Below are 24,388 nucleotides of genomic sequence, written 5' to 3' on the forward strand. Positions count from 1 at the left end.
AGGTTGTTTGAGCTTTTTCAGGCTGCCTCGGTCTCTTCATTTTTTTCCTGTCTGGGCAGACCGTAAATGGTTTTTACACCACCCCACTCATCAACAGACTCCACATGCACATCAAAGCCCCACAGTCTGTGGATATGTTTGATGATTTCACGAGTACTGTCAGAATCTACCGGGCGACCCCGGTGCATGAAGTGGCGCATGGTAATGGAGCGGTCACCGCGGGTGTTTACGCTGTATACCTGAATGTTGGGTTCACGGTTGCCCAGATTGTACTGTGCGGCAAGAGATTCCCTCACCTTTCGGTAGCCGGAGTCGTCATGAATGGCGCTGACTTCAAGATATGGGTTGATTTCATTATCGTCGATGCAGAACAGCTTCAGATCTCTCATCACCTTGGGTGAAAGATACTGCATGATGAAACTTTCATCCTTAAAGTTCTTCATGGCGAAGTGAACGGCTTCCAGCCAATCCGAACCGGCCAGATCAGGGAACCAGCGACGATCTTCTTCTGTCGGGTTTTCACAGATCCGGCGGATGTCCTGAAACATCGCAAAGCCCAGAGCGTATGGATTTATGCCACTGTAACGGGGGTCATCAAAATCAGGCTGGAACACCACGCTGGAGTGCGAATGTAGGAACTCCATGATGAAGCCTTCTGTAATGTGACCCTCGTTGTACATTTCGTGCATCAGGTGGTAGTGCCAGAAGGTTGCCCAACCTTCGTTCATGACCTGAGTCTGACGCTGAGGATAGAAGTATTGAGCCACCTTGCGAACGATCCGTATGAGTTCTCGTTGCCAGGTATCCAGTAGAGGGGCGTTTTTCTCTATGAAATAGAGAATGTTCTCTTCCGGATCTCTTGGATAGCGCTCAGTCTGCTTTACTTCATTCTCTTCACGAGGAGGAATGGTTCGCCACAAGTCATTCAGGTTGCGCTGAATGTATTCTTCACGCTCTTTGATTCGCGCTTTCTCTTCCTCTGGTGAAATAGGACGAGGGCGCTCATAGCGATTGACACCCTGATTCATTAGAGCGTGACAGGCATCGAGCAGCTCTTCCACTGCGTCAACACCGTGCTTTTCTTCGCACTCTGCAATGTAGTTTTTAGCGAACAGCAGGTAGTCAATAATGGAGTCTGCATCTGTCCACTGCCGGAACAAATAGTTACCCTTGAAGAAAGAATTGTGTCCGTAACATGCGTGTGCGATAACCAGTGCCTGCATAGGCATGGTGTTTTCTTCCATCAGATAGGCAATACAAGGATTGGAGTTGATCACAATCTCATAGGCCAGACCCATTTGTCCGCGCTGGTAGTTTTGCTGGTTACTGAGAAACTGCTTACCGAAGCTCCAGTGGTTGTACATGAGTGGCATACCCACAGAAGCATAAGCATCGAGCATCTGTTCGGAACTGATGACTTCTATCTGGTTGGGGTAGGTGTCCAGTTGATAGCGTGCTGTCAACTTTGCCAGTTCTCTGTCGTATTCTTCCAGCAGTGCAAAAGTCCACTCTGAGCCTGTGGAAATAGGCTCTGCACGACGTGGTGGCTTCTGAACACTGGCAGCTTCGGAGGAAGGCCCTGCTGTATGCGGATCAGTGTCCTGCTCATAGCGTTCCCTGTCAGGCATTTTGACCCTCCTTCTTTTCGAACAGTTTGCGGAACACCGGATAGATCTCTCCAGCATGTCGTATCTGCTGCATGGCAAAATGACCTTCGTGGTTCTTTTCGATGGTTTTGTATTCATGCCACAGGTTCTGGTGGTGACGATCAGTAATTTCTACATAGGAGTAGTACTGAGTCAGCGGCAACAGTTTGTCGACAATAATATTACGGCACTTGGCAGAGTCTGCTTCCCAGTTATCGCCGTCAGACGCCTGGGCTACATAGATGTTCCACTCACCGGGGGAATATCTCTCAGTCACTATTTCGTCTGTCAGTGTCAGTGCTGAGGATACAACGGTGCCACCGGTTTCCCGGGCATAGAAGAAGTCGTGCTCGTTACACTCACGGGCTTCACTGTGGTGACGAATGAAAACAACTTCAATTTTTTCGTAATTGCGCTCCAGGAACAGGTAGAGCAGCAGGAAAAAGCGCTTGGCAATGTCCTTGATTTCACGGGTCATAGAGCCCGACACGTCCATAACACAGAACATGACCGCCTTGCTTGAAGGCTGCGGCACTTTTACCAGGTTGTTGAACTTAAGATCGAACTCGTCGATAAAGGGCAGACGCTTGAGTTTTTTGTTCAGCTCAGCAATCTGATCCTTCAGCTCTTTTCTCAGAACTTCATCGTTGCTTTCCGGGCTTACTTCCATTTCACGCAGTTGACGTTTCAGGGCACGAATCTCTTTTCTTTCTTTACCGGAAAGAGCAATTCGACGAGCGTGAGCTGCTCTCAGGGAGCGAACTACGTTCAACCTGTCAGGAGAGCCCGCAGTCGTATAACCTGCTCTTTTCAGTTTAAAGTCGGTGGAATCCCTGAGTTCTTTGCGAACAAGATTGGGCAGCTCGAGATCTTCAAAGAGATATTCCAGGAACTCTTCACGGTTAATGGAAAAAATGAAATCGTCTTCACCGGAACCGCTGTTGCTGGCCTCGCCTTCACCGCTGCCCTGACCAGCTCCGCCCTGAGGGCGCTGGAAACGATCGCCGGCAGTGAATTCTTTGTTGCCCGGATGAACCTGTTCCACACGGCCACCGCGACCATGATGAAAAACCGGTTCTGACACGTCTTTTCTGGGAATGCTGATGTCACTGCCGCTGTCAACGTCAGTAATAGAGCGTTGATCGACAGCATCCTGAACTGCCTCTTTTACCAGACCTTTATAGCGCCTCAGGAAACGCTGACGGTTGACCGTACTTTTCTTTTTCGCATTGAGGCGCCGGTCAATTATTATGCTCATAGGACGCTCTCCTTGGGTGCTTAGCCCTGGCTGCTTGTTCTATCCAGAACTATTTTCCTGGTGCCATGGCCATGTCGTTCTTTGAACAATGACCATTTTTCCTGATTAAACAAGATGCACAAGCGCCCGCAAAGGCGCTGTGGTGATTAATCAAGAACGCTGCCATGGGCCGCAAATGGGCTCATGACTTACTGTGACTTACGAACCCGAATGTACCACTCGGACAGCAGGCGAACCTGTTTTTCTGTATATCCATACTCAACCATGCGCTTAACAAAGTCTGCGTGTTTGCGTTGGTCTTCGTTCGAGCCTTTGGCATTAAAGGAGATCACTGGCAGCAGATCTTCTGTGTTGGAGAACATCTTCTTCTCGATCACCGCACGCATTTTCTCGTAGCTCAACCAGCTTGGGTTCTTGCCTTCGTGGTTGGCCCGGGCACGCAGAACAAAGTTAACCACTTCGTTACGGAAGTCTTTCGGGTTCGCGATGCCAGCAGGCTTCTCGATTTTTTCCAGCTCGTCATTCAGGGCGCTGCGGTCCAGAATGTGTCCGGTATCGGGATCACGAAATTCCTGATCCTGAATCCAGAAATCAGCGTAAGTGATGTAGCGATCAAAGATGTTCTGCCCATAATCGGAGTAGGACTCCAGGTATGCGGTCTGAATTTCCTTACCCAGGAACTCAACATATTTGGGTGTCAGATATTCCTTGATGAAGCGCATGTAGCGATCAGTCAATTCATCCGGGAACTGCTGCTGTTCAATTTGTTGTTCCAGAACGTACATCAGGTGCACAGGGTTGGCTGCGACTTCGGTGGAGTCAAAGTTGAAGACCTTGGACAGAATCTTGAACGCAAAGCGGGTAGAGAGTCCGTCCATGCCTTCGTCAACACCGGCTGAATCTTTATACTCCTGCAGAGGCTTGGCGTTAGGGTCGGTGTCCTTCAGGTTCTCACCGTTATAGACCCGCATCTTGGAGTAAACGGAAGAGTTCTCGGGCTCTTTGATGCGGGACAGAACAGAGAACTGGGCCAGCATTTTCAAAGTGTCAGGTGCACAGGGCGAATCTTTCAGAGAGCTGTGTTCAAGCAGCTTTTCGTAGATACCCACTTCTTCATTGATGCGTGTGCAGTAAGGAACCTTAACGATGTTGACACGATCAATAAATGCTTCGTTGGTCTTGTTGTTACGGAAGGTCTGCCACTCGGATTCGTTGGAGTGCGCCAGCAAGATACCTTCAAAAGGAATGCCCCCCATACCTTCTGTAGAGTTGTAGTTACCTTCCTGAGTGGCAGTCAACAGTGGGTGTAGAACCTTTACAGGTGCCTTGAACATCTCCACGAATTCCATCACACCCTGGTTGGCACGGCACAGTGCGCCAGAGAAACTGTAGGCATCCGGATCGTCCTGAGAGAATTCTTCCAATTGACGGATATCTACTTTGCCAACCAGGCTGGAAATGTCCTGGTTGTTCTCATCACCTGGCTCAGTCTTGGCAATAGCCACCTGATTTAAACGACTAGGGTAGACTTTAACAACACGGAATCTGGAAATATCGCCACCAAATTCGTGCAGGCGTTTAACCGCCCAGGGAGACATGATGTATTTCAGGTAGCGGCCGGGAATGCCGTATTCTTCGGTTAGAATCCTGCCGTCTTCGTCGGGATTAAACAGACCCAGTGGTGATTCAAATACGGGCGAGCCCTTGATGGCATAGAATGGTTTCAGTTCCATCAAAGCTTTGAGACGCTCAGCAAGAGAGGACTTACCGCCACCTACCGGACCCAGCAAATAAAGAATCTGTTTCTTCTCTTCCAGACCCTGTGCAGCATGTTTAAAGTAAGAAACAATCTGTTCGATCGCTTCTTCCATGCCATAGAACTCTTCAAAAGCAGGATAGCGCTTGATCAACTTATTGGAAAAAATACGACTCAGACGTGGGTCACGAGACGTATCGATAATGTCTGCTTCGCCAATGGCTGACAGCATTCTCTCTGCCGCATTGGCATAAGCACCAGGGGTGCTCTTGCATAGGTCGAGGTATTCCTGAAGGCTCATCTCCTCTTGCTGAGTTGATTCATACCTTTCCTGATAGTGAGAAAAAATAGACATATCCGGCTCCCCCTCGCCACGACCTCCATGATCATAGGCGTACTTATTTTATTGTTGGTCTGGGCACTGTAATTTGAACGCGAATTGTTACTGCGATTCACACGACACTGTAACTTTATAAGTGCTCTGTGTGTGTTGGTCACAGTAAATGTTATAGAGACTATCCGTATAAATGTCTACTTCTTTTCGGACTTTTTCTTGTCTGGGTAGAGGAGGGTAACTTGTTGATAAAAAAGGAAAAATATAATTTTCGAGAGAGTTAGCCAATCTATCTTATAGGGGTTTTCAGACAGTCACCAGTGAAAAATTTTGAACGTTGAAGTTGTAAGGAGAGCCGTCGTTCAGGAGTTTGATCTTGAGCACTCTTTACCTCAAGATGGGCAGTAAACACTAAGATCAAGGCTATTGGCAATATGACTAATCATTTTCATGGCTCGAACACTGTTGCCAGCCTCGTCCAGTGGTGGTGAGAATCCGGCAATGGCCATCATTCCGGGAACAACAGCCACTACGCCACCACCAACACCGCTCTTACCCGGCAAACCCACCAGAAATGCCCAGTCCCCGGAATAGTCATACATACCCTCCATCGTCATTTCTGCGAGAATAGGCGCGATATGTGCCTGGTCAATTACCTTTTCTTTCGTGACCGGATTTACCCCACCATTAGCCAGTGTCCCGCCAAGGGTTGCCAGATCATCACAACTAACTAAAGTTGAGCATTGACGTGTATATACATCACAGGCATCCATTGGATCGCTGAAGCAGTTGTCTGCTGCATACAATAACCATGCGATGGCCCGGTTATGAAAGTTGGTCTCTTGCTCGGAAGTGTTAACATCCTCTGAGAGACAAACGTTTTGGGACATCATTTTCCTCTGGAAATCAAGGATCATCTGCCAGCGTGACTCTTTATCGGGAGCATTAATAAAGCTTACAGTAGAAATAGCACCGGCATTAACCAGAGGTGTCAGCGGCTTGTCTTGATGTACTGTAAGTGCCAGAACAGAGTTAAATGGCAACCCCGTAGGCTCAGCCCCGATTTTTTTTCTAACCTCTTCGGAGCCTTTTTGTTGCATAGCCAGTGACATTGAGCACACCTTACTGATGGACTCAAGGGCAAAAGCATAATCGTAATCACCACTATGAATGATTGTTCCATCACAGCAGGATATGGATATGGCACATAAATCAGGAGGGACGCTGGCAAGGAACGGAATATAATCGGCATTTTTCCCATCAAGACAAGCCTTGCCAAGTATCAGGGCTTCATTGGCAAGATCCTGTAACTGAGTTGTGTTGAAGCTCATGCCTGATCTCCTTTAATTTCAACCTGATTCTCAGCCCTCTTCTTGTGTAACCATTGAAAATGTTGTTTTGTCAGGTGTGTGGTGTGAGTATCAGATTCATTGGGGATGCCTGGGTGAGTACCCTCAATCTCCCAGGTAAACGGAGCAAAGTCGGCATGCTCGTCTTTCCAGTGCGGCTTCCGACAGGCATAAATGATAAAAGGAAGTATGATAAAGAGGATGGTAAGAGCGATCAGAATGAACACGAAAGTGGTTGGACTTCCTATAGCAATCTGGTTTGGCGGAATAAAACTGAAGATAAACGCAATCATTGATCCAAAAAGGCCAATGCCTGCAACCAGATACATACCACCTTTGCCACCGGGCACACTGTATGGTCTTGGGCGATTGGGTTGAGTAAAGCGCAGATGTATTGCCGCAGCAAACATAAGAAGGTACATCACGAGATAAAGAATAACCGTAAGTTGGCTGAGAATCTGGTAGGCAGCCTGCACAGAAGGCATTACCACAAAGAGCACGGACAAAACACTGACTATTCCAGCCTGGAATAACATGATGTGAGTTGCCATATCATGCTTATTAGTGTGCTGCCAGAACCGTGGTAGATAACCTGCCTTTGCAACAGTTAACAAACCCGAAGACGGGCCTGCAACCCATGTGACAATGCCGGCAAGAACCCCGATAGCAAGGCAAATGGCCGTAATCGGGGCAAGGAAGCCCAGACCTGCCCACTTGAATAGATCGTGATACGCCACCAGAAGTGACTGTGTCAGATTAATATCTGACTGAGGAATAATAAAACCAATAGCCAGTGTGCCAAAAACAAATATCGCTACTGTTCCAATGGAGGCTACGGCGATGGCCATCGGGTAAGATTTTGACGCGTTATCCAGCTCTTTTACATGGATTGCATTCATTTCCATGCCGCCATAAAAGAGAAAAATGCTGGCAGCCAGTACAATGTTGCTGAAATTAGTGAAGTCAGGAAGAATGTCATCCCACTTAAGTTCAATATGAATTGGCTGATCACTGAACAGGTAGCTGAATCCCAAAACAATCAAAGCAGCGGCTGGAATAATTGTACCAATCATCCCTCCCCACTTCGAAACTTTAGAGAATGCGTCTACGCCCCGAAACGCGATAAAAGTGGCCAACCAGTAGATGACAAGAACAACAGCAAGCACAAATAGTTTATTGGAAGACAGGGCCTGATCCCAGGTTTGGTCCGGTCCAACAAATGCCAGAGATACTGCGCCAAAAGTTAATGCAGTAGGAAACCACACACTGACTTCAATAAATAACATAAACATGGCCAGAAAAGCCCATCTCGGGCCAAAGGCTTCTCCAACCCAGCGGAATACACCGCCTTTTTCAGGCCAGCCGGTAGCAAGTTCTGCGGCAACAAGAGATACCGGTATCAAAAAGACTACTGCTGCAAAGATGTAGTAGAAAACTGAACTAAGCCCATATTCAGCCTCTGCGGGTAAGCCACGAAGGCTGACTACCGCAACGATGTTCATAATTGCCAGTGTAAAAACTGTGAACTTCTTAACACTGACTCCAGTAGAGGAATTGTCAGCCATAAGGTGTTTACCTCATTCCAGACATTGTTACCCTGGGAGGGGGGAGTTGTCTGATAAAAGAGTCAGGCTAGCCTGAGCAGAGGTGAGTCATTTGGACTTGAAGCCAGTGTGGTTATAGCTCGATGAATCCCCTTCGTTACCCGAATTTTCTACAGGATGATTCTCAAAGTAATCAAGGCAACGTCTGAGGTCATCAATCAGTAAGTCTGACAGATCCCGACTGAAACCATGACGAACGAGAATCCTCATGATAACCAGATCCTCACGGTTGGCTGGCATTGAATAGGCTGCAATCTGCCAGCCCCTGATGCGAATGCGATCCGACAGGTCATATAGGTTAAAGCCGGGGTTAACGTTCTGCTTCAGTGACCAGCTTATGGCCGGGATCCCGCCGTTTCCATTGTAGATTACGTCGAACAAACCCAGGCTTTCGATCTTTTTGCTGAGGTATTGAGCTGTGTCATAACAGGCTTGCTGTATACGTTGATAACCCTCTTTTCCAAGACGCAGGAAAATATAGTATTGAGCCGCAATCTGACCTCCGGGACGGGAAAAGTTCAGAGCAAAAGTTGGCATATCACCGCCAAGATAATTGACCCGGAAAATCAAATCCTCAGGCAAATCTTCATGATCTCTCCAGATGACCCAGCCAACGCCTAGAGGCGCCAGACCAAATTTGTGACCGGAGGCGTTGATGGACTTTACCCTTGGCAGTCTGAAATCCCAAAGTAAATCTGGCTGGCAAAAAGGAGCAAGAAAGCCCCCACTTGCAGCGTCGACATGCACTGGGATATTGAGACCAGTATCCTCCTCAAGTTTATCCAAAGCCTTGCAAACCGCCTCTACTGGTTCATACTGGCAGGTAAAGGTGACGCCCAGTGTTGGAATGACACCAATCGTGTTTTCATCGCAGCGCTTAACGGCTTCTTCCGGAGTCATTATAAGACGGTCGCCTTCCATTGGAATCTCACGAAGTTCTATATCCCAATAACGGGCAAATTTGTGCCAGCAGATTTGCACTGGACCGCAAACAAGATTCGGCCTGTCAACAGGTTTGCCCTGTTGCCTCATCCGCTCACGCCATCGCCACTTAAGAGACATACCGCCGAGCATGGCAGCTTCGCTTGAGCCAGTAGTGGAACAGCCCAAGGTGTTTGCTGCATCCGGTGAATTCCACAAATCAGCCAAAATATGCACACATCGTCTTTCCAATTCTGCTGTTTGAGGGTATTCATCCTTGTCGATCATATTTTTGTCGACACATTCATCCATGATTGCATGAATCTCCGGATCTACCCACGTCTGGCAAAAGGTAGCCAGATTCTGACGGGAATTACCGTCCAGCATCAGCTCATCATGAACGACCTGATAAGCATGCCGAGGATCTTCGGATGTTTTCGGCATTTCGTACCTGGGCATACTGACGGACAAATCAGACGATGCGTAGACGTCATCAGTCTTTTGATAGTCCCTGCTATAACTTCGATGGATAGAGTGAAGAGGCATGGCTGCAGTTCCAAATCACTGGAAACGAGAGATAACTGACATTAGACGTGACAGGATAAAACGGTAACGAGAGTATAGCAAAGTTCTTGGAAGTAGGCTGAGATGACGAAAAGATTACGAAAAGTCGGCCCCGAGCAATACCCTTAAATGCAATTTTGGTAACACTTTTATCTCCTGAAAAGCGCCATCAGTGAATAACTGAGAGCAGTGCAATGAATACCTTTAACTTAATCGAACAACTCGCCATTATCACAGGCTTTTGCCAGTCATGGAAAGTTGTCATAAAGGGCGTTGTCAGACAGTCACCAGTGAAAAAAATTGAACGTTGAATTCGTAAGGAGAGCTGTCGTTCAGGGGACTGATCTTGAGCCATCTATACTCGCACTAGTCGATTTTATGATACATCCGGCTTGGTTGAAGATAATGAAATGCTTTTGTTCCCGTAAATCTTGTTTTTCAACTTGAACCGGTCGTAATGCCATATCCAAAGTTGGGGGTTTTCCCTGATCACCTGTTCCATTCTGTGCATCAGTTGTTGAAGGTCGTGCTGGGTGTCCAGTTTTCTGTTACCGGTTCGGGTCAGTGGCAGAGGCTCAAAATGCAACTGCCATTGATTATTTTCAAACGTGCAGTAGTGAAAGAGAACGGGAGTTTTTAGAAGATGAGCTGTCATGATTCCGCAGGCAGGTGCCCGGGTTGCCTGTCCAAAAAATGTTACAGGCATCTCTTTTGAGCGGAGATCGCTGTATAGAAATACGGCTTTTTTCTTTTTCAGAGCCTGAAGCAGGGCAGTGGGGTCACCTTTCACAATGGGCTCAATGCCGACCCTCAAAAGAAATGCTTTTCCGAACTTATGAGTCAAAGGCGACTGCTTTCCTGAACCAATCAGGGTAGTTGCCGGTAAACCCCGTTGTGAGAGTGCCAGGGTTCCCAAATCAGGAGGGCCCAAGTGGAGAGAGAGTACAACCACACCCTTGTTTTCTGAAAGGGCGCGGGCAATGACATCCTGATTGTTGAGCAGATAAGGCACTTTATCAAGAAAAGGCAGGGTAAGAATATAATCAACGGTGTGACGTGCAGACTGTCGAATGATCTGTTTATGCGTCTTCTCGGATACAGGCAATAGAGCTAGTTGTAGTGACGCTCGGGCAATATGCCCCTTTTTAGCTCGCAAGACGTAAGAAAATATCAGGCCTATGACAGAATAAAGCACCTGAGGCGTTCGGGACAAGAGCCCGATTAAGAGATCCAACACTGAGTCCTTCCAGCCGGACTTTAAGAGTATCGCCATTTTTATTCTTGTTATGTAAAAAAATTGTGACAACCAGATTAGGTGAAGGAATGCTTTATTACCAGTCGATGGGCAAAATTTGTACTTTGTTGTTTATGTTGCACAACGCCCCGCATACAGGGAAGTTGCTTAGATGCTGTATTAAATGCGGTCATTGTGTTGAGCCTTAATGAGCTTCCCGTCGGGTTATGTTTTTGAAAGAGATGAGCTAAATCGCTGTTTTCTAGTTAATTTACTTGTTGATTTTATTTACAATAAGGGTCACTCTTCATTCCATCAAGGAATGCTGCCCTGATAATATTTGTTGGCCTTGGCTATGGGTAATCACAACAGGATTCCTGATTTGAGGCTGCTTAGCTGGATAGTTGTTTAATGATTTTTCTTTCCTACCTGCTGCTCGGTGCTCTGGCCGGGACTCTGGCCGGTCTGTTCGGGATTGGTGGAGGGCTGATAATTGTTCCGGTGCTGGTATTTAGTTTCGAACTGCAAGGATTATCTCCCGATATTCTCACTCATCTGGCTGTGGGTACCTCGCTTGCCACTATTGTTGTTACTTCAGTCAGCTCCATTAGGACTCATAATGCCAAGGGTGCTGTTCAGTGGCCTGTTTTCAGCGTTTTGGCTCTGGGGATTCTGTTGGGTTCATGGCTGGGGGTTTACACAGCGATCCAGATGTCAGGTTCTATGCTTCAGAAACTTATTGGGGCATTTGCCCTGGCAGTGGCTGCAAAGATGTGGTTTGGCTTCAAGCTTTCTGAAAGCAGCAAGGTACCGGCACGACCAATACTGGTGGCAGCTGGAGGTGTCATCGGTTGGGCTTCCAGTATGTTTGGCATCGGGGGTGGAAGCCTGTCGGTACCCTTTTTGCGCAAGTGCAATCTCTCAATGACTGATGCGGTGGGGACTTCTGCTGCATGTGGTTTACCGATTGCTCTTGTGGGAACTGCTGCGAACATGTTTCTGGGTTGGGAAAACGAGCTGCTGCCGACGATGAGCACTGGCTATGTCTATTGGCCGGCATTTCTTGGCATTGTCTTGACCAGTATGCTCTTCGCCCGCTTTGGCGCTCAGTTAGCCCATAAGCTGCCTTCCGAAAAGCTGCAAAAACTCTTTGCTCTCCTGCTAGTGATAGTAGGGTTTAAGTTTCTTTTCTCAATGTAAAAGAGTCCGGCCAGCTGGCTCACTCCTCTGTACAGCTGATACACTGGTCCAACTCGTATCCATGGCACTCCACTCGAACTGAGAGAGAGGGGTGTGTAATAGCAAACCTTGAGAACTATCCGGAATCCTCCTGTGATCCCATATCCTCAAATTGATCCCGTTGCGATCAGCCTTGGGCCACTCAAAGTCCACTGGTACGGCCTGATGTATCTGGTGGGTTTTGCCGGAGGCTGGTGGCTTGCGGTCCAGAGAGCCAGGAAATCAAACGGCTTATGGAATCCCGAACAAATCGGGGATTTATTGTTCTACATAGCTGTCGGGGTCATAGTAGGTGGGCGCATGGGCTATGTGCTGTTCTACAACTTTGATTATTTTCTGCAAAATCCGCTCTGGCTATTCAGTATCTGGGAAGGTGGCATGTCTTTCCACGGTGGTCTGCTGGGGGTTCTGCTGGCCGTATTCCTCTTTGGTCGCAGGATTGACAAGAACTTCTTTCAGATGACGGATTTTATTGCCCCTTTCATTCCACTGGGGTTGGGTATGGGCCGTCTGGGTAACTTTATAGGTGGTGAGCTATGGGGAAGGGTAACTGATGTTCCATGGGCTATGGTATTTCCGACAGACCCCTCCCGGATGCCAAGACATCCATCACAGCTTTACCAGTTTGTTATTGAGGGTGTCATCCTGTTTGGAGCACTCTGGTGGTTCTCGGCCAAACCACGTCCCCGTATGGCTGTATCGGGACTATTCTTGTTGATCTATGGCATCGGACGCTTCTGCGTAGAATTCGTAAGGCAACCCGACCAGCAGCTGGGCTTTATTGCTTTTGACTGGATGACCATGGGGCAGTTGCTGACAGTGCCCATGATTTTTCTGGGTGTGGCGCTTATGGTGGTAGCCTATAAAAAGTTCCCACTGGTGGATGGTCAGAATCAGGATGACCGGGCCTGGTTGAAAAAATATAAACCCAAGCCCGCTAAGGAAGTCAGCCATGAGCGTTAATAACAGCCATGAGCGTTAATAAAATAAAGGATCAATGTCATGAAACAGTATCTTGATCTCCTGCGTCATGTAAAAGAGCAAGGAACTTTCAAATCTGATCGGACCGGCACTGGAACCTACAGTGTTTTTGGTTATCAAATGCGCTTTGATCTGTCGAAAGGTTTCCCCTTGGTTACCACCAAGAAGTGCCACCTGCGCTCCATTATTCATGAGCTGCTCTGGTTCCTGAAGGGCGACACTAATATCGCCTATCTGAAGGAAAACGGTGTCAGAATCTGGGACGAATGGGCGACGGACGAAGGTGATCTGGGCCCTGTTTATGGCAAGCAGTGGCGGAGCTGGGAAGGTGTAAACGGAGAAACGTTTGATCAGATACAGTGGCTGCTGGATGAAATAAAAACCAATCCAGATTCCAGAAGGCTGGTCATCAGTGCCTGGAATCCCAGTGTGCTGCCGGACGTAAAGTTCAGCCCTAAAGACAATGCCGCGATGGGTAAGCAGGCCTTACCTCCCTGTCATTGTCTGTTTCAGTTCTATGTTCTGGACGGCAAGCTGTCCTGCCAGCTCTACCAGCGCAGTGCTGATATTTTCCTGGGTGTGCCTTTTAATATCGCCTCTTATGCACTACTCACCATGATGATTGCCCAGGTCTGTGACCTGGAGCTGGGGGATTTTGTTCATACCTTTGGTGATGCCCATCTATACTCCAACCACCTGGAACAGGCAGAAGAGCAGCTAACCCGCAAGCCACTTCCCTTGCCAACAATGAAGTTGAATCCTGTCATCAGGGAGCTGTTTGAATTTACTATTGATGACTTTGAGTTGGTTGATTACCAGGCTCATCCTCATATCAGGGCGGCTGTTTCGGTTTAATCAGTTTTCGAGGTTTTCAAGTGCTCTGAAGTATCAGGCCAGAGGCCGTTGTTACGTCAGATTGAATCATTAATTTTCTTCTTCGTCGAAGGGGGGGGCAACATGGATGGAGTTGAGGATTGAGAACGTCGCGGTATCAGCCTGGGCTTTTACTCCATAGTATTCAACATAGACTTCTGACTGCGATATAGCGGAATCTTCTGCATAGCGACAAATGGCTTCGCTGTCCGTGTATAACTTAACAACGTTAGGCACTTCTACTTCATAAGTTTCATAGGTTAAAACCGTTCTGTGTTCATATTCACGCTTATCGACATTGTATTCAAGAGACGGTTTATAAGTCGGCCTGCTTTTCAGACTCCTGGCGGTGCCACCCAAATGAAGGTATACCGTACATTTGTGGTTCAGTAGCCAACGGGCTACATGGAGCACCAGGCCGAATGTTTGCCGCTGAGTGTAGGTTCCTGAATTTTTTATCGTCGGATTTAAATCTATGCCATTAGGGTATTGTGTAAATGAAGGCGTTTTGGAAAAGCTGCTCTCAACCGGTTGGACATCAATCACTCGATAACCACTGTTAGTAGCGAAGGGGTTAGACCAAAATGGATATTGGTATCTGATCACTAAAGGTTTCCTGGAAACTCTCAGTTTGTCCCAGAGGTAATAAAATTCAGGTTGTACCGATACCTCGTAGGTTTTGGCTGGGTAGTTTGTGCCATTCAGGGTGCCTTTCCCAGCCAGAACTTCCAGCTCTCCGGATTCCCAGATAAAGCCCACTTCCCAGCCTTTTGAGGAAACCGTGCCAACCAGGAAACCAGTTTTCCACCACCCTTCTTTGTCTGCCTGCACCTGCTCGGAGAGCAGTTCGGGTTTTAAGGGGGGCGCAGACCAGGCAGGCAGACAAAATACCGAGATTAAGAGGCCGCAGAGCCATTGAGAGCCTTTCATAATGGTGTCCTTACCAGATAGTGAAGTCATAAAGTTCAGACTAGCATTACGTCTGAGGGAGTGTCTTAGGCTTTTTCCGTATTACTGAAGAAAGACCATACTGATAAAGTATCTTAAGGAAATACAATGTCCACGTGGTCAACCAGTATGATTCCTTATCCTGCGTGGATCGCTGCAAGACGAAGGAGAGATTAAATAACCCATGAAATTGTATGCCAGACAACAGGGAGAAGGTGAGAACCTGGTTAGTGTGCACGGATTATTTGGATCACAGGAAAACCTGGGGGCTATCAATCGGCAGCTTGCAGAAAGATTCATGGTACACGGTCTGGATGTACGCAACCATGGTCGTTCTCCCCATGATGATGCAATGGATTATCCTGTCATGGCTGCCGATGTCGTTGAGTATCTGGATGATCAGCAGATTGAGAAAGCACACCTGCTCGGGCACTCTATGGGCGGTAAAGTCGTTATGGAAGTGGCTTTGACTCACCCTGAGCGGGTAAACAAGCTGGCTGTTATGGATATAGCTCCCGTGCATTACAGGGTGCGACGGCACGACGATGTTTTTGCAGGTTTGTTTGCTGTTGATCTTGAGACTATACAGAAGCGTGGCGATGCCGATCATGCTCTGCGCCAGCATGTAGAAGAGTTGGCTGTTCGAACATTTCTTCTGAAGAACCTTTATCGCAATGACGAGGGAAATTACCGCTGGAGAATGAACCTGGAAGCGATTCATCATAACTACCTGAATATTTCTGCGGGTCATTCCGGAAAGGAGTCTTTTGAAGGTGATGTATTATTCCTGAAAGGCGGTAACTCGGATTACATTCTCGCAGAACACCGGGAAGAAGTACTTAAACGATTTCCAAAAGCAGCCATGAGAGAAATTGCCGGTACAGGACATTGGTTGCATGCCGAAAAGCCAGAATTGGTCGCTCGTACTTTGATGCGCTTTCTTGAATCCTGAAGTAACAAGAAAAGCCGCCTCAGACGGGCGGCTTTACTGTATCAACTTCAATGCCTGGGTTGTTCACCTTCGATGTCATCCCATTGACTGTAATCGTCATCGTCATCTAAATCGTCGTGGGAATCGGCGAGATTTTGACGGAGGGACTTTTTATCCCAATAATCTTCAATGCCTTGTCGAATGGATTTCTTCTTTCTCTGCTTGCAGCGTTCCTTGGCGGTTTGTCTCTTTCTGAATTCCTGACCTGAATCCCAAAAGATCTTATCCTGGTCATCGAACTGCATTGACCTAACCCTGGACATAATCTTACTTCCTTTTTTACTACTCCTAATTATCAATCTAGAAAAAAACAGTCAGGGTTCTAATAAAAAATGCTGATATTGAAGGGGGTTATCAATAGCCGTTAGCAGTGAGATCCGGTTTTAAAGAGTAGCCTTCCAGTCGAACCACCCGTGTATGTAAGGTGCCATCAGGCATTAGCTCAAGCTCTCGATAGCCTGGCCAGCGGTCATCCAGCATAAAATTATCGCATTCAGGCTTGAACTGGACACAAGTAGAAGGGGTAGAAAGAAACCGGGTATTTTTGATGGTCTGATCCCGTTCCTGATGGATATGACCATTGATAACCACCCGGACATTGGAGTATGACTGGATCAGGCTCATAAACTGTTCAGCGTTCTTCAGGCTGATAGCGTCCAACCACTGACTCCCAATGGTGTAGGCCGGATGGTGAAAAGCCACCAGTGTGTGTTTATGCGGGGTCTCAGAGAGGTGTTTTTCCAGAAGCTGGAGCTCTTTGTCCGATAAAAAGCCCGGAACCTGCCCCGGAATCTGGGAATTAAGCATAATGATCTGCCAGGAGCCTGAATCCAGATAAGGACTCATGGCTTGCGGGCTGACCTGTTGCATCAGTTGAGCATCATCATGATTTCCACAAGTCCAGAGATAAGGTTTCTCACTGGTATCCAGAACCGTTTTCAACGATTGGTAGGATTCCAGGCTCTCGTCCTGGGTAAGGTCTCCGGTGACAAGGAAAATGTCCGGGTTAAAGGACGAGGATTGAATCTTCTCCCAAACGTCGAGAAAACTCTGATTGGTGTCTGCTCCCATCAATCTGCGATCAGAAGAGCCGAACAGATGGGTATCCGTTAACTGAATGATGCGTATTCCGGTCATAGGTCCTCTGATAATTCATAATGGGTGCAGCGAGTCTTCTTCATAATTTTATCAGGGAGGCCAGAATAAAGCAGTCACTCTTCGCACGTCTTCAGTTCATATCAGATTTGACTTAAACCATGAGTCAGACAGAAGTTCAGCCATTCGGAAAAAAGCTGATTCAACTGTTCCTTTTCGTCAGGCATGAGCATCTTTTCATTGGGATAAGGATAGATAGCCTTGAAGTGTCGTTCTTTATTGACACTGATGATCTCGGCCATTCTGACATCCAGATAAATTCGGATTCGGAACTCGGGCAGCCTCAGCCACTCACCCCAGGCTGCATCCAGATCGACTTGCAGAACGGTCGTAAAAGGAGCCCGCTCGAGCACCTGAAACCATGCCTGTCCTTTCTTGCCAGCGAAATAAAATGAGAGAGCAACGTTATCTTTTTGCTCAAGATCGGGCAGCAGAAGCATGAGTTTATGAAAATTCCTTTCACACAAGTTTTGCTGCTTGATGAGGTCGGCTTTGTAGCGAGCCTTTTCTGTCCTAGTGTCCATATGCTCAATTGTAGTGCATGGCCGTGCTAAAGAGGAAGGTGACCAGTCTTGATCATAACGATAGTGTCTTCCGTTGCCGGTTCAAGATCGTAATTAAAATGTGGGGTTCGTATCCATGTGCCAGCAGGCCAGTCTCCTGAAGCCGTCGAAAGCTTACCAGAAATAACCAGTATTTCTACTCCTCCAGACCTGTCTTGCAGAGACAGGGTTTTCCCTGCAGGAATTCTGAGGGTAGAAACTTTCTCATCTTTAAACTGATATAGAAACACTTCAGCAACACCGGTTGAATCATTCCGGCCCAGGGCTTCGAACATATTGTCTCGAACAGTTTGCCTGTCTGACGGATCAAACTGACATAGCTTCACGAATATCACGCAGCCTTCTTTACTGAAAGGCGCGTGCTGGCTGCCTGGTGGATTTCGCAGATAGCTACCTGGACCAAAATCTCCCGTTTCGTCGGAAAAAGTTCCTGAGAGTACCAGAATTTCCTCACCATCCGGGTGAGGGTGTGCAGGAAAACTGGCACCGGCAATATACTGAACGATGCTGGTGGCATGTCCTGACTCCTTATCTTCCCGAGCCAGTGGCTTACGGAACACTTTACTGGCGGGGCTTGGTTGCCACTGCTGATTTTCGGTTTGAATAACAACGGATTCCTGAAAGTTCATGTTCAGCATGGAATATTACCTGTTTAACTATAAGACAATGGATGACCATTCGGTGTCGGTTTCCTGATCAAACAATTATTGGATTCATGGTCGCCTGTATTAAGAAGCCAGTTCAAATCTTTTCACATTGAGTTTATTGCTTTTGACGACAGGTAAACTAGTGTAAATTCAGCGAGTTGCGCTTGAGTAACAACGGGTAAACCGACATTATTGTTCGGCTTTCGGGCCCATTTTTCAAGGAACTGGAGATATGCCAAAAACTTATCTTAAAGGCTTTTTACTGGCAGCCCTGGCCAGCTCAATTATGTCTGCCCAAGCGGCTGAGACTGAATACAACTTGCTGGAAGTATATAATCTGGCGTTGAAAAATGATGCCCAGCTGGCCGCTGCACGTGCCGATATGATGGCGACTCAGGAAGGTAGCACCCAGGCAAGAGCCCTATTGCTGCCCAATTTGTCTTTGTCGGGTGGAACTCAGTACAACAAAACATCTCTCGAGGCAGCCGTCAGTGACGTTAAAGACGATTATAACTCTCATACCTGGGGAGCTACTTTAAGTCAGCCATTGTTCAATATGGCCAGCTGGTTTGGTTATGATTCTGCCAAGTTTCAAAGTGCCCAGGCAGAAGTTACTTTTGGCTATGAGCAGCAGAATCTTATTCTCAGGGTTTCAGAAGCCTACTTTAATGTGCTGAGAGCTGAAGACAGTCTGACCACTGCCATAGCCGAAGAAAAAGCGGTCAAACAGCAGCTGGATCAGGCTCGTGAACGCTATAATGTGGGTCTTATTGCTGAGACTGATGTTCTCGAAGCCAGAGCACGCTACGACGATGCTCGAGTAGTCCGGATTGACGCTGAAAACAATCTTTCAGTGTCTTATGAGGCTCTGCGTACAATCGTCGATCAGGATATTCAGGACATTGGCAAGCTCAATAAAACCATGCCCGTTACTGCTCCCACACCTGCTGTCTCTGATGAGTGGGTCAACAACGCGCTCAAGAATAACCTGCAGCTTGAGGCCGCACGTGAAAGCCTGAAAGCCGCAGAGAGCAATATCAAGGCCAAGAAGTCAGGCCATGCTCCAACTGTTGATGCTTTCGCCAGCTATAACTACAACTCCAGTGATGCAGACTCTGCCAGAGCAGACACTACAGGTAACGGGATAAGGACCGGTGATGGCGACCAGACTGTGGTAGGCGTTAAATTTAACCTGCCCCTGTTTGCCGGTGGTGCAACCAGCTCCCAGGTTCGCCAGGCAACTTACCAGATGGAATCGGTTCAGCAGAATTACGACAAGGCGTTGCGCGAGATTAACTCCGGTACCCGTAACCTGTTCCGCACCGTCAATTCTGATGTCGCTCGTGTAGAAGCCCGTTGTCAGGGTATTGTCTCTTCTGAAAGTGCGTTGAAAGCGACAGAGAGCGGCTATGAAGTTGGTACCCGTAACATTACCGATGTTCTCGATGCCCAGAAGACACTGTTTGCTGCCCAGCGTGATTACCTGAATGCCCGCTACGACTTTATCGTGAACACATTGAAGCTGAAGCAGACAGCAGGTACCCTGAATCCGGAAGACCTTACCCAGCTGAATAACTGGATAGTGTCTTCAGAGGAGATGTCCATTCCTGCCCAGTGTCGTGCTAACTGACAGAGACATTTTGGTTTAAACAGGCTTGGATGACAAAATAATAGCGCTGGTTTCAGCGCTATTATTTTGTCCATAGATCTAAAGCGTTAAAAATCACAGAGCAAGTGTAATAACTCGAATTACTTTTATTATCTCTATTTTGTATTCATACAATGCTAATACATCACCACTTAATGATGCAGTCAGTAGTTTAGACTCCCCTATTGATGAGATGACCGTCGACAATAAAAGCCTGGCAAGAGCATCTAATTCACTTTTTGGCTGCCTTGAGGTTGAGTGGTAAAGCTATTTTTTGAAATACCGATAACAATAAAAACCGCCTTTCACCACCCCTATCAGGAATACATGGACTCGTAAAAAATGCCCAAAATTTGAATGATCGTCCACTGCCTTTCCTTCAAACCAACCACATGTTCCTCCTGATTATTGACCGTTAATACACTAAGCCCCTGAAAACAGAAAAATACCCATCTTGCTGTTGGGTTCTGGCAGGGCTTTTTTTTCTGGTCTGGAAATACACGACTTTGCTTTTTCAGTTCCTGCCTGATTCTGTGCTGGATAGCAGCATAGACCATCAGGCACAGAGTCATCACCATTAACAGGGCTTCAATACGTTCCGCTTTCTTCAAATAGAGCGAAGAGACCAGAAAGTCCGGGCTCTTCAGGAACCGAAAGCCGCCTTCAACTTTTTGTTGCGACTTATAGATAGACAACAGCTCAGAGGCATTCAAACTATTTTTATCCAGCTCATTGGTGCTTAGGATAAAACAACCCAGTGAGGCCTCTGCATGCTCCCTCTTCTCGCAGGAAACAAAGCATTCAGCCTGCACAAAGTACTCGAAGTGATCAGGCTTGCTATCCGGCGATGGTCTTCCTTTGCCCGAATAGCAGGGTTTACAGATAACCTCAGGCTCTGTTTCGCTTTGGCAAAGTTTCGATTGTTTCTGCCACAAGGCAAAAGCCTTCAATGCATCGTCCCGGCACAAAAAGGCCTTTTTGCTCAGCTTCTCCAGATCACGGGCCTCTTTCAATGACTGTTTTTGCATCTTTCGGGTCAGTGTTTTCCGTTCACTAAGCCCGCGCTTTTTGTTGAGAAACAGGAACCATCGTTGTTGAACCCCTCCGTAGCAGGAAGGCACTTCAGCTGAGTAATAATCTTCATAGCCTTCAACAGGCTCCAGCGACATGGTTGGCGCTTTGCAGACCAGCTCCTTTGCCTCCTTGATGTTCAGGGGTACCCGGGAGATAAACAGCTGCTTTTGCTCATCAAGCGACTGAAGGGTTTCTGCAACATACATGGCAGCATCAGCAACCAGATAGCGGCTATTCAAAGCAGCCTTAAAACATGACAGATGATTTTTGATAATTTCCTGAAAACAGGTTTTGTCGTTTACATTACCGCTGGCAGGGGCCATAAACACAGGGATGCCCGCCTGGTTTTCAGTCATTAACTGTAAGACTACCTGGTTCAGGTCAGGCCGGTGGTCACGGCTGTAACCTTGGCAGATATGAATACAGTTCAAGTCGTCTGGATTGTCATGACTGTTATAGACTCCATCCACATGAAAGCTGGTGCCATCCAGATTTAATGCCTTGCAAGGAAGTTTCAGATGATTGACGACCTTGACGGCCAGATTGAGATACAAGTCGCTAACACCAGCGTCGTACAAACTGTCGAGAGCCCGACCAAGTACCTTATCGTTCAAGTGTTCAGCCTGTATACCTTCCCCGATAAGGCGGTCAATCGGCTTATCCTCAAAAAACTCAGGGAGCATGTATAGAGTTTGCCCCGTAAAGCCCAAGCCATTGATGATCATTGCAACTACAGCTTGTCCAATAGTGACATTACGAACATCGGAGTCATTTGTGATACGGGCATCAATGTATTCGGCTATCTTTAACTCCCGACACATAGCGGCAACCAAGCCAAGGTGGTTGAGGTTCTTAGACTGGTATTGAGCTTGAGACATGTTGGTGTACCTGAATGTCTGTTTATTTCTTTGACAACAGATTTTAGGCAAATATCAATCGGTGTGGTGAAAGGCAGATAAAAATACTTGAGTCGAAAAAATGTTTAAAAAGCATCTGGTAATATTTCTGTTCTGCTTGATTTATCCTTTTTCTTTAAAAGCAGATTTTAAAGGGCTTCCAAAATTGCCAGATTTTGGAAAAGTTAACTCATACTATGATGCCGTCAGAATACTTTTCGATGATCATTTAAAAGATATAGAAGAAATAAAGACTTCTGGCGGCCAGGTTGAAAAAGTCTTTTCTGTTATATCTCTGAACAAAAGATGGTTTGTTAAAATTACAAGAGAAGACTGCGAGTCATGTGAAAACACTCATTTTGATACTGAGTGGAAATTAAAGAAAGAATATAAGAATTATTCATGGCTTGGTTTAAAAAATGCAGAACTGGTATTTCCTGAAAAAGGTGAAACCTTTATTCTGGAAAATAAAAAACATTTGGTTGCCAGATATGCCTGGGTTCCTGGTGAAACATTATCAGATATTTACAGTAAGTATTTTAACGAAAAGAAACCTTGAAGAAAGCATTTTATCGCTACGGGCAGGTTTTATCAGTTAATCATCTTGACCCTGAAAAGCCTAGGAGCCTTATATGGTCCGCCCCGTTTTGCAAGAGCCTGTTTTGTTAATTAGCAAACAAAGATAACTGCAATCATATATACGGCCTATTCATGAGGTCTAACCCTCTGGCCCTGATGGGTATCCGCGCAACCTGGCCTTATCAGTCCGACGGCCTCAAGGGCCAAGGCTCCTATCAGGTTTCAGGTTGCCGGTTTTTACCTGTTTGCCATCAACTGTACATGCTCATCGCAATCTGCGGGGGGGGTCCCCTTTGATTAAGCTTATGCTTTACTTTGCCGCTGCCGCCTTTACCTCATTATGCAGCCTTGTAAACTTCATTTCGGGTCATGATGACCCAGACAATCCGAGCCATTTTATTAGCCAGACCAACGGCGGCAACGTTGTGATTGCTGCGCTCATTAAGTTGGCTAACCCATTTTTTACAGCGGTCATCCTTATTTTTGAGGCAGTGGAGTACCGAACGTGCGCCGTGTATCAATAATGTGCGCAGGTATTTATCACCCCGTTTACTGATGCCCAGCAGGACTGACTTACCGCCTGTGGAATGCTGTCTTGGAACTAATCCCAACCATGCGGCAAGGTGTCGACCAGATTTAAAATACGTCGCATCACCAACGGCTGCCTTCAATGCTGTGGCAGTGATGGCTCCGATACCCGGCATAGTCATCATTCGACGACATTCGTCGTCGTTTTCAGCCAGCTCCTGAATTTTCTGGTCATACTGTTGAATACGCTTGTCAAGACTGGCCAACTCTTCTGATAAACCATGTAGCAGCTCACGAGTCAGCGAATGGAGTCCATTTTCAGCATCTTCCAGAATTCGTGGAAGCTGTGCACGAACTTTACCAATACCCTGGGCAACCACAATACCTTCTTCCAATAGTGACCCCCGGATCTGGTTAACCAGGGCAGTTCTCTGATCAACCGCTTGTTGACGATAGCGGTGCAGAAGTTGCCAGGCCTGCTGCTCTGACGTTTTAACAGGTACAAAACGCATGCTGGGCCGTGAAGCTGCTTCTGCAATCGCTTCAGCATCGTTGTAGTCATTTTTGTTGGTCTTGACATAAGGCTTGACAAATTGAGGTGAAATCAGCTTGACAGTATGCCCATAGTTCTTGAATAACCGAGCCAAATAGTGAGCACCACCACAAGCTTCCATAGCGATAATGCATGGCTCCAGATTTGCCACGTACTCCAGAAGGTTCTTCCTGGACAACTTCTTTCTGATGACTTTGCTACCCTGGTCATCAACACCAAACAGGTGAAAGTTGTTCTTGCCAATATCGATACCAAGTACTGAAATAGTCATGGGTGGTTCGCTCCGGTTAATCCTGTTTAAATGGTTAACTCCATTTTGGCTCATTTGAAGCCGTTTAGGAGGGGCGGACCATCCCATTAGACCGAGAATAGACTGCCCTACTGCGGCGGCAGCAAATTGGTCTGAAAATCCGCTTTTGTTCGTCAAATAGCTCGCTATTCTCCTCACAAAACCGAATTTTCATCCTCAATTTTCTGCCGTCCTCGCTACGGGCGCTATTCTCGGTCAGGCTCCTAGTCACGATATAGATGTCATATTAAATAGATCTGTAAGGCTACATCTTAGTGATAGAAATACCAGGAATGAAAAATATCATGAAGATAAAGATAAAATATATATCTTGGATTTAGCGGATGATAATAGATATATTGGAAGAGAAGTTAAAGTGAAAGAAGAATTAGGGTTGTGGCTATTAAATATGATTGATCTTTATGATGAGCTGGACACCGATGCAAATTGCGGAAGAAATCATGAATGTCTGTTAATCCCTTTTAATAGTTTTACACAAGGGTACATATCCTCACTTCCAATGTACAGTTCCAATGTTATTCTAGCTATGCTGAAGACAAAATATTTAGAAATAGTAAAAAATATTTGCAAAGCCGGTTATTCTGAATTTTGTTTGCTGGAAGACAGTTTGAGCGCTGACAACTGGCATGGCAGCTAATGCTTTTAGCAAAGGTGGCGAACACAGTGAGCCATGATACTCCCCCGATAAAATAGACACAGGTCCTACGGCTAAATTGCCACTTCGTATTCTACCGGAG

General features: G+C 46.8%; 21 protein-coding genes. 7 read left to right on the forward strand and 14 right to left on the reverse strand.

The genetic code is table 11. The annotated features are described in order from the left end of the window. Positions 1-17 precede the first annotated feature (17 nt). The 7 genes from ACOJUO_RS14145 to ACOJUO_RS14175 form a co-directional block, all read right to left on the reverse strand. Positions 18-1,628 carry a SpoVR family protein gene (locus tag ACOJUO_RS14145; RefSeq protein WP_422137293.1) on the reverse strand — a complete coding sequence of 537 codons (1,611 nt, stop codon included), beginning with the start codon at positions 1,626-1,628 and terminating at the stop codon, positions 18-20. Continuing rightward, the gene (locus tag ACOJUO_RS14150; RefSeq protein ID WP_422132650.1) at positions 1,621-2,904 is read right to left on the reverse strand and encodes a YeaH/YhbH family protein; all 1,284 of its coding nucleotides are present in this window, start codon (positions 2,902-2,904) and stop codon (positions 1,621-1,623) included. Before ACOJUO_RS14150 ends, ACOJUO_RS14145 begins: the two co-directional genes overlap by 8 nt. A 188-nt stretch (positions 2,905-3,092) precedes the next feature. Further along, positions 3,093-5,015: a PrkA family serine protein kinase gene (locus ACOJUO_RS14155; RefSeq protein WP_422137294.1), complete on the reverse strand. Its 1,923-nt coding sequence runs from the start codon at positions 5,013-5,015 to the stop codon at positions 3,093-3,095. A gap of 371 nt (positions 5,016-5,386) precedes the next feature. Beyond that, positions 5,387-6,325 (reverse strand): glutaminase A, encoded by a 939-nt coding sequence (gene glsA, locus ACOJUO_RS14160; RefSeq protein WP_422132652.1) that lies wholly within the window; start codon positions 6,323-6,325, stop codon positions 5,387-5,389. Next, complete coding sequence (gadC, locus tag ACOJUO_RS14165; RefSeq protein WP_422137295.1) at positions 6,322-7,908, reverse strand: putative glutamine/gamma-aminobutyrate antiporter GadC; 1,587 nt, start codon at positions 7,906-7,908, stop codon at positions 6,322-6,324. The genes glsA and gadC overlap by 4 nt, the downstream gene beginning before the upstream one ends. An 87-nt stretch (positions 7,909-7,995) precedes the next feature. Continuing rightward, on the reverse strand, positions 7,996-9,414 hold the full coding sequence (locus tag ACOJUO_RS14170) for a glutamate decarboxylase (RefSeq protein ID WP_422132654.1): 1,419 nt from the start codon (positions 9,412-9,414) through the stop codon (positions 7,996-7,998). Positions 9,415-9,808: 394 nt separating this feature from the next. Beyond that, entirely contained in the window at positions 9,809-10,705 is an 897-nt protein-coding gene (locus tag ACOJUO_RS14175) for a lysophospholipid acyltransferase family protein (protein ID WP_422132655.1), read from the reverse strand. Positions 10,706-11,077: 372 nt separating this feature from the next. Between ACOJUO_RS14175 and ACOJUO_RS14180 the strand changes: the two genes are divergently transcribed. The 3 genes from ACOJUO_RS14180 to ACOJUO_RS14190 all read left to right on the forward strand — a co-directional run bounded on the left by ACOJUO_RS14180 (position 11,078) and on the right by ACOJUO_RS14190 (position 13,741). Continuing rightward, complete coding sequence (locus ACOJUO_RS14180) at positions 11,078-11,866, forward strand: sulfite exporter TauE/SafE family protein (protein WP_422132656.1); 789 nt, start codon at positions 11,078-11,080, stop codon at positions 11,864-11,866. 132 nt (positions 11,867-11,998) lie between these two features. After that, positions 11,999-12,868, forward strand: a complete 870-nt coding sequence (gene lgt, locus ACOJUO_RS14185) for a prolipoprotein diacylglyceryl transferase (RefSeq protein ID WP_422132657.1) — start codon at positions 11,999-12,001, stop codon at positions 12,866-12,868. 39 nt (positions 12,869-12,907) lie between these two features. Beyond that, the gene (locus ACOJUO_RS14190) at positions 12,908-13,741 is read left to right on the forward strand and encodes a thymidylate synthase (RefSeq protein WP_422132658.1); all 834 of its coding nucleotides are present in this window, start codon (positions 12,908-12,910) and stop codon (positions 13,739-13,741) included. Between the two features lie 69 nt (positions 13,742-13,810). On the opposite strand, the gene ACOJUO_RS14195 is transcribed toward ACOJUO_RS14190, so the two are convergent. Next, positions 13,811-14,719, reverse strand: coding sequence for a hypothetical protein (locus tag ACOJUO_RS14195; RefSeq protein WP_422132659.1), 909 nt, complete (start codon positions 14,717-14,719; stop codon positions 13,811-13,813). Between the two features lie 172 nt (positions 14,720-14,891). On the opposite strand from ACOJUO_RS14195, the gene ACOJUO_RS14200 reads away from it, so the two are divergent. Beyond that, entirely contained in the window at positions 14,892-15,659 is a 768-nt protein-coding gene (locus ACOJUO_RS14200; RefSeq protein WP_422137296.1) for an alpha/beta fold hydrolase, read from the forward strand. 47 nt (positions 15,660-15,706) lie between these two features. On the opposite strand, the gene ACOJUO_RS14205 is transcribed toward ACOJUO_RS14200, so the two are convergent. The 4 genes from ACOJUO_RS14205 to ACOJUO_RS14220 all read right to left on the reverse strand — a co-directional run bounded on the left by ACOJUO_RS14205 (position 15,707) and on the right by ACOJUO_RS14220 (position 18,054). Next, positions 15,707-15,961: a hypothetical protein gene (locus tag ACOJUO_RS14205; RefSeq protein ID WP_422132661.1), complete on the reverse strand. Its 255-nt coding sequence runs from the start codon at positions 15,959-15,961 to the stop codon at positions 15,707-15,709. 91 nt (positions 15,962-16,052) lie between these two features. Beyond that, complete coding sequence (gene cpdA / locus ACOJUO_RS14210; RefSeq protein WP_422137297.1) at positions 16,053-16,835, reverse strand: 3',5'-cyclic-AMP phosphodiesterase; 783 nt, start codon at positions 16,833-16,835, stop codon at positions 16,053-16,055. A gap of 101 nt (positions 16,836-16,936) precedes the next feature. After that, positions 16,937-17,377: a DUF1249 domain-containing protein gene (locus ACOJUO_RS14215; protein ID WP_422132663.1), complete on the reverse strand. Its 441-nt coding sequence runs from the start codon at positions 17,375-17,377 to the stop codon at positions 16,937-16,939. A 26-nt stretch (positions 17,378-17,403) separates the two neighbouring features. Beyond that, positions 17,404-18,054 (reverse strand): cupin domain-containing protein, encoded by a 651-nt coding sequence (locus ACOJUO_RS14220; RefSeq protein ID WP_422137298.1) that lies wholly within the window; start codon positions 18,052-18,054, stop codon positions 17,404-17,406. A gap of 241 nt (positions 18,055-18,295) precedes the next feature. On the opposite strand from ACOJUO_RS14220, the gene ACOJUO_RS14225 reads away from it, so the two are divergent. Further along, complete coding sequence (locus ACOJUO_RS14225; RefSeq protein WP_422132665.1) at positions 18,296-19,693, forward strand: TolC family outer membrane protein; 1,398 nt, start codon at positions 18,296-18,298, stop codon at positions 19,691-19,693. Between the two features lie 335 nt (positions 19,694-20,028). On the opposite strand, the gene ACOJUO_RS14230 is transcribed toward ACOJUO_RS14225, so the two are convergent. Continuing rightward, complete coding sequence (locus tag ACOJUO_RS14230; protein ID WP_422137299.1) at positions 20,029-21,663, reverse strand: IS1634 family transposase; 1,635 nt, start codon at positions 21,661-21,663, stop codon at positions 20,029-20,031. A gap of 100 nt (positions 21,664-21,763) precedes the next feature. Here ACOJUO_RS14230 and ACOJUO_RS14235 point away from each other — a divergent pair, with 100 nt between their 5' ends. Beyond that, positions 21,764-22,240, forward strand: a complete 477-nt coding sequence (locus tag ACOJUO_RS14235; protein WP_422137300.1) for a hypothetical protein — start codon at positions 21,764-21,766, stop codon at positions 22,238-22,240. Between the two features lie 358 nt (positions 22,241-22,598). On the opposite strand, the gene ACOJUO_RS14240 is transcribed toward ACOJUO_RS14235, so the two are convergent. Continuing rightward, the gene (locus tag ACOJUO_RS14240) at positions 22,599-23,612 is read right to left on the reverse strand and encodes an IS110 family transposase (protein WP_422132667.1); all 1,014 of its coding nucleotides are present in this window, start codon (positions 23,610-23,612) and stop codon (positions 22,599-22,601) included. Between the two features lie 349 nt (positions 23,613-23,961). Here ACOJUO_RS14240 and ACOJUO_RS14245 point away from each other — a divergent pair, with 349 nt between their 5' ends. Continuing rightward, positions 23,962-24,288, forward strand: a complete 327-nt coding sequence (locus tag ACOJUO_RS14245) for a hypothetical protein (protein WP_422137301.1) — start codon at positions 23,962-23,964, stop codon at positions 24,286-24,288. Positions 24,289-24,388 lie beyond the last annotated feature (100 nt).

The organism is Endozoicomonas sp. ALC020 (assembly GCF_049275935.1).
In the GTDB taxonomy this organism is placed as follows: domain Bacteria; phylum Pseudomonadota; class Gammaproteobacteria; order Pseudomonadales; family Endozoicomonadaceae; genus Endozoicomonas_A.